The following is a 6,561-nucleotide window of genomic DNA, read 5'->3' as shown; positions in this document are numbered from 1 at the left end:
ACAGCGTCCGATAAAAGGTAGCGAGGGTCCGATATCCTGAAATGAGTGACCGATAAAAGAGGGCGAATGTCCGATAACTGGTGCAATGTCCGATATAAGGATAACAGTGTCCGATAAAAGGTAGCGAGGGTCCGATATCCTGAAATGAGAGTCCGATAAAAGAGGGTGAATGTCCGATAGCAGATTCAATATTCGAAATATAGACTGAGATATAGATTCAGAAGCCAATATTCATTTGAAAAGAGATATTTAGCCCGGAATAAAACTATTTTGAAACGAAAACTTTCCTGTAGAAGGACATTTTCCTAATAATGACGAAATCGTAAAATAGAAAGGGAGTGACAGATTGATTGTAAAACAAAGGGAGAAATCAATTTTAATCAAAAAACAGGAGGCTCTATTGCGGAGGCTCCCCAAAAATCATTCTAAATACAGTGAGATTGAGGGTGATTTAGCAAAGCGATTGGCAGGTTTAAATGGTGAGTATTCAATGGATTATTATTTAAATGAAGTAGAAGGGAGAGATTATTATATAGTAAACGATCTCAGACTTTATTATCAGGATCAGTATTTTCAAATTGACAGTTTAATAATATTTAATTCTTTTCTGTTAATATTAGAGTCAAAGAATATTAGTGGTGTGGTCAAGTTTGATCCGCATTTCCAGCAGGTCATAAGAATTAATAATGGAAGAGAGGAAGTTTTTCCAGATCCGGTTCTTCAAGCTAAAAGGTATGCAAGGCTGCTTTCGTTATGGATGAAAGACAAGAAACTTCCTGAACTACAAATTGAGTATTACATTGTAATTACGAATCCCCGCGCAGTTCTTCAAACATTATCCTCCAGTGAGAAGTATATTGACAAGATACTACGGGCCTCTAATTTGCCTGACAAAATTCAATCTCTTCGTTCTCTTTATACCAAAAAAATCCAATTATCAAGTTTGAAACGCGTGTCTAAAGAGCTATTGAATGCACATGTGCCGTTAGATACGGATCTCCTTTCACAATATAGTATTAAGAAAGAGGAATTAAAAAAAGGTGTAATTTGTCCAAAATGCAGTGCCGTCCCTATGCATAGAACTTGCAGGACATGGGTATGCAGAAGCTGCCAGTTTAAATCTTTAGATGAACATGTGGAAGCTATTAAAGATTATGGTCTTTTATTTTCCACTAACTTAACAAATAATAAGTTGAGAGCCTTTCTTGAAATTCAATCACCTAAATTGGCATACAGATTGATTAAACAGCTGAAAGTTCCCCAAAATGGAGAGAATAAAGGCAGAATTTATGATGTTTCAAAATTAGTATAATTACGAGAGGAGTCTCCCAATGCCCATCCCCACCACCCACCTCCAAAAAATCCAATCCACCCACCAAGTCAAAATCTGCTTCGCTGTCGAAGCGGGCAGCCGCGCATTCGGCTATGCATCAGCTAAAAGTGATTATGATGTGCGCTTTATTTATATCCACCGTCCGGAATGGTATCTTTCTATAGACAAAGAAAGAGATGTGATAGAGGTGCCGGTCAGCGATAACCTGGATATAAGCGGATGGGAGATGACGAAGGCACTGAGGCTTTTCAGGAAATCGAATCCGTCCTTACTGGAGTGGCTCTATGCTGATACGTATTATGAGGATCGTTTTTCCGTTGCCGATGAGCTCCGTTCATTGAACCGCACATACTTTCAGCCAAAACCGGCGCTTTTCCACTATTTAAATATTGCCGCAGCAAATGAGAGGAAGATCAGCGGAGGAGCGATACCAATGAAGCCACTCCTGAATCTTATTCGTTCTATCCTAAGCGCAGGCTGGATTAGGGATCATGGTACTTTTCCTCCGAACATAATGGAATCTTCTGTTTGGGCACCTATTATAAATATGAAGAAATCCGGTTACACGGATCCCATTTATTTAAATAAAGAAATGCAGGCCTTTATTCACCGTGAATTGGAAGAATTGAGAGCGTACGCCGTATCTTTAAGACAAAATCCCGCAGATCCCACCGAAGAACTGAATCTCCTTTTTCAAAATACAATTAAAATAGCCTGGCATTAAAGCAGATTTCGATAAGGAATCTGTTTTTTTATTTTTAAAAAAGTGATCCATTAGGTAAACTGTCCCGTTTACTATATGTAAAACAAAAAACAAGGGAGTGAACAGCTACATGAATATGAAAAGAATACTAATAATGATGATGGCTTTACTGCTTTTTATCCCGACTATGGCTATGGCCGCAGGAGAAAAGGCACAGCCGACGGTTTCTACACCGGCAGCAGATCTTAGATCGACTTTGGACCAGCTGTTATCCGAGCACTTTGTTTTAGCAGTAATGTCCATGACGAAGAAATATGACGGAGCTGCCGATGCAGAACAAGTACAAGCAGCACTAAATCAAAATGCAAAAGATATGACGCCAGCCATTGAATCTATTTACGGTAAAGAAGGCGCAGCACAGTTTGAAGAAATTTTCCTTGGTCATAACACATACACAGATTCTCTAGTCGAAGCAGCGAAAAGCGGAGATGCTGAAGCACGCAAAGCAGCTGAAGCTGAAGTTCAGGAATTTGTTGACAACTTCGCTAAATTCCTTGGAACAGCTACTGAAGGAAAACTTCCTGAAGCAGCAGCAAAAGAAGCTCTTCGTGCACATGAAGATGATGTAATGAAAGCATTCGATATGCATGTAAAAGGTGATTATGAAGCATCATACACAGCTTTCCGCGAAGGTTACGCACGGATGTTTGTCATCTCTAAAGCATTATCAACAGCAATCGTTTCTCAAATGCCTGAAAAATTCGAAAACTCTAAAGCAGATACACCAGCTGCCGATTTAAGATCTAACCTGAATATGCTTGCTTCTGAGCACTTTGCTTTAGCAGCAATGGGTATGCAAAAAGGCTTTGATGGAGCAAAAGATTACGATTTCGCAACTTGGGCTGAAGATATGCACACAGCTGATTTCAAAGCAGCCATCGCTTCAATTTATGGTGAAGAAGGCGGAGCACAATTTGAAAAAGTATGGCAGTCTAAACACATCACTGCACAAGCTGATCTAGCTGCAGCTGCTGCACAAGGTGATGAAGAAAAAGTAAAAGCAGCTAAAGAATCTCTAAGCATGTTCTCTAAAGAATTTGGTGCATTCCTTGGTGCAGCAACCGAAGAAAACCTTCCTACTGCAGATGCTCAAGCGGCAGTAAAAGGACATGAAGACACAGTCATCAAAACGTTTGATAGCTATGTAGCGAAAGACTACGAATCAAGTACAGCTTCATTCCGTGAAGGGTATGCTTACATGTACGGAGTAGGTGAAGCACTTGGAGGAGCAATCGTAAAACAAATGCCAGACAAGTTCATGGCAGAAAACATGCCTTCTGATATGCCTAAAACAGGTATGGGCGGTACAGCAAATGACCAGTCTCCATACATGATGTATGCTGCACTTGCTGGAATTTTGGCTCTGACTGGCGGATTAGTTATTCGCAAACGAGCAATGAATAAGTAATAGACAGGGAATAGGAAAAAAAGAAGAGAACTCCTTCTCTTCTTTTTCCTATGATTACCATCTTTTTGAAGCGGAGGTGTTTTCGTGAAATGGTTCCTCTCAATTGTTTATGTAGGACTGTTCACCCTATTCATTTATAGTGCAGCTGATTATTTTTTCTTAAACAACCAAGAGCCAGCGGTTAATGCAACGCAGCAAGAGAGAAAGACAGAAGAAAAGAAAGATGTCATTCCAGCTGTGATCAAGACAAAGCTTCCTCTTAATAAGGAGTTTCCAAGAATCAAAGAGCAAATTGAATCCATGAACGGATTGACCTCCGCCTTTAAAGGATTGGAGCCGGTGAAGGTGGAAATTCCTAAAATCAATGTCTCGGCCAGTATTGAAAATGTAGGAACCCTTCCGAGCGGTCAGATGGATGTTCCGAAAGATGATAATAATATCGGCTGGTTTGAACCGGGAACCAAGGTCGGGAATGCAGGAAACGCCGTTTTAGCCGGTCATGTAGATAATAAGACAGGTCCGGCTGTCTTTTACAACCTTAAGAAGCTTGAAAAAGGCGACGAAATTAAAGTGAAGGACAATCAGGGAAAAGAGCTTGTTTTTATTGTAAAAAACAAGGTAAGCTATCCGCGTGATAAAGCACCTTTAGATGATATTTTTGGCAGTACAAGCAGACGGAACTTAAACTTAATTACTTGTACAGGAACATTTGACCGCTCTAACCGAACTCATGAAGAACGTCTTGTCGTGTATACGGAGCTCAGAGACGATTTAGTTAAACAGATTGAAACAAATGCGGAAAATCCGGAAGCTCCAACTAAAGTGGAGGTAAAAGGAAACTTGGTTTCATGGCATGCGGTCAGGGATGAAAAAATTATCGGATACCGTGTCTATCGCCAGAACAGTAATGGAACGAAGGAGCAAGTAGGAAGTGTATCTTCTCTGGACCGTAAAAATTATTTAGATCCTGATTCAGAGAGTTCCATCTACTCCGTCACGTCTGTCGATATTTACGGACAGGAATCCCATTTTGCAAAATGGTCAACTGAAAAATAATAAAGAATCCCGCTGGCTATTCGGCGGGATTTTGTTTGTATTATTTAGGGTTTATACCTCAAGGCATGAACTCTCTCACCGTCTCTCACGGAGGCCGCAGCACGATGCAGGCAGTTCTGCGTTGCGACAGGACGTCGCGCCTTTAGCAGAACATCTTTACTAGTAGCCGCCTCCACTTTTCTCATTGTCTAGCTCCGGGCGCTAGCCGCTTGGCCGCTTTTCTCATTGTCCAGCTTCGGGCGCTATGCCGCAGAGCCATTTCGCCCCCTCGGTCGAGGCAAAGAACGCCTCTCGGTCGAGGCAAAGAACGCCTCTCGGTCGGGGGCTCCAATGTCCCAGTCGGCATGACCAAGTGCCCTCCGCTTTTCTCATTGTTCAGCTCCAGCCGCTATGCCGCAGAGCCATTTCGCCCCCTCGGTCGAGGTAAAGAACGCCTCTCGGTCGAGGGCTCCAATGTCCCAGTTGGCATGACCAAGCGCCCTCCGCTTTTCTCATTGTCCAGCTTCGGCGGCTAGCCCTTCGGCCGCTTCGCTCTCTCGGTCAGGGCAAAAAGCGCCCTTCGGTCGAGAGCTCCACCGTCTTTCAGGGCTAAGCAAGCCGCCTCCGCTTTTCTCATAATTTCACATCATTCTCTCATTCTCTTACCAAATTCTTCTTATAAGATTAGGACATAAGCAAAGAGGACTAGTGAATGTTAAGGAGGAATTCATGATGGGTTACTATGATGAACATTCAAATCATAATGAGGAATCTTCAAGCCGCTATGGGGGTGGAAAGAAACCGTCTAAGCCCAGCCGCTGGAAGCCGGTTCTTTCTTCTATAACGAGCGGTGTGGTCGGAGGGATGATTGTGCTTGGGGTTTATCCGATGCTTGATAAGCAGCAGGAATCGCCGGCTGTACAATCAGCTCCTACTCAGCAAACTGCATCACAGAGTGCTTCCAAATCCACTAACGTTCAGGCGGTAAGTCATTCAACAAATGTTGCGGATGTGGCTGAAAAATTATCCCCTGCGATTGTGGGAATTGCGAATTTGCAGCAAAGTCAGGAGAGCTTTAGTAACACGGCTAAGGAGAGCGGTACGGGCTCTGGTGTAATTTTCAAAAAGGATGGCAAGGATGCTTTTATTTTGACGAATAATCACGTGGTTGAAGGAGCACAGTCGCTTGACGTTTCTTTCTCTAATGGGAAAAAGGTAAAGGGCGAGCTGGTAGGCGCAGATCCTTTAACCGATCTGGCTGTGATTCGCATTAATGCGGAGGCGGCTCCGAGTGTAGCGCCAATTGGTGACTCTTCTAGGCTTCGTGCAGGTGAAAAGGTCATTGCAATCGGGAATCCGCTTGGCATTGAGTTCTCCCGCACGGTAACGGAGGGAATTATTAGCGGAACGAACCGCAGCATCCAAATCGATACGTCGAAGGGACCTTGGGAATTAAATGTTCTTCAGACGGATGCCGCCATTAATCCAGGAAACAGCGGCGGCCCTCTTATTAATATGAATGGTGAGGTCATTGGCATCAATAGCTTGAAAATCAGCCAAAACGGTGTAGAGGGTCTCGGATTTGCGATTCCGAGCAATGATGTGATGCCGATTGCGAAACAGCTGATGGAGAAAGGACAGATTGATCGTCCGTTCCTCGGAGTTTCCCTTGGGGATATTGAGCAGATTCCGCCACAAGTTGCGAGTGAGCAGCTGGGTCTTCCGGAAGGAATGACTACCGGTGTTTACCTGGATAGCATTCAATCGGGTTCTCCGGCTGAAAAAGGAGGACTAGAGAGAGGCGATGTCATTACGGCCCTTGATGGTAAAAAAGTGAAAAATTCCAGTGAGCTGAGAAAGTACCTTTATGAAAGCAAGTCCATTGGCGATAAGGTACAGGTCACGATTTATCGCGATGGCAAAAAGCAGGAGGTCACGCTTACGCTCACTGCTCAAGAATAGATTAGCAGTACCCTTCCCCCCTCTTAAATAGATAAATAACCTGCTTCCATTCAATGGAAG

The 6,561-nt window shown here is 43.3% G+C and carries 5 protein-coding genes; all 5 read left to right on the top strand.

The window, feature by feature from the left end; all coding sequences use genetic code 11:
* The first annotated feature begins 346 nt into the window (after window positions 1-346).
* The gene (locus AS29_RS20630) at window positions 347-1,312 is read left to right on the top strand and encodes a nuclease-related domain-containing protein (RefSeq protein WP_035413529.1); all 966 of its coding nucleotides are present in this window, start codon (window positions 347-349) and stop codon (window positions 1,310-1,312) included.
* Window positions 1,313-1,331: 19 nt separating this feature from the next.
* Window positions 1,332-2,057, top strand: a complete 726-nt coding sequence (locus AS29_RS20625) for a nucleotidyltransferase domain-containing protein (protein ID WP_035413527.1) — start codon at window positions 1,332-1,334, stop codon at window positions 2,055-2,057.
* Window positions 2,058-2,166: 109 nt separating this feature from the next.
* On the top strand, window positions 2,167-3,504 hold the full coding sequence (locus tag AS29_RS20620) for a hypothetical protein (RefSeq protein ID WP_035413525.1): 1,338 nt from the start codon (window positions 2,167-2,169) through the stop codon (window positions 3,502-3,504).
* An 84-nt stretch (window positions 3,505-3,588) separates the two neighbouring features.
* Window positions 3,589-4,560 (top strand): class F sortase, encoded by a 972-nt coding sequence (locus AS29_RS20615; RefSeq protein WP_051860888.1) that lies wholly within the window; start codon window positions 3,589-3,591, stop codon window positions 4,558-4,560.
* Between the two features lie 711 nt (window positions 4,561-5,271).
* The gene (locus AS29_RS20610) at window positions 5,272-6,501 is read left to right on the top strand and encodes a S1C family serine protease (RefSeq protein ID WP_051860887.1); all 1,230 of its coding nucleotides are present in this window, start codon (window positions 5,272-5,274) and stop codon (window positions 6,499-6,501) included.
* Window positions 6,502-6,561 lie beyond the last annotated feature (60 nt).

Origin of the sequence: Bacillus sp. SJS (assembly GCF_000732485.2) — a bacterium.
GTDB classification, from domain to species: Bacteria; Bacillota; Bacilli; order Bacillales; family Bacillaceae; genus Metabacillus_B; species Metabacillus_B sediminis.
This window is presented reverse-complemented; position numbering and strand designations above follow the sequence as displayed.

Excerpts from the sequence above, each read along its gene's own strand:
- AS29_RS20625 (WP_035413527.1), top strand. The coding sequence starts at position 1,332 with ATGCCCATCCCCACCACCCACCTCCAAAAAATCCAATCCACCCACCAA.
- AS29_RS20620 (WP_035413525.1), top strand. The coding sequence starts at position 2,167 with ATGAATATGAAAAGAATACTAATAATGATGATGGCTTTACTGCTTTTT.
- AS29_RS20610 (WP_051860887.1), top strand. The coding sequence starts at position 5,272 with ATGGGTTACTATGATGAACATTCAAATCATAATGAGGAATCTTCAAGC.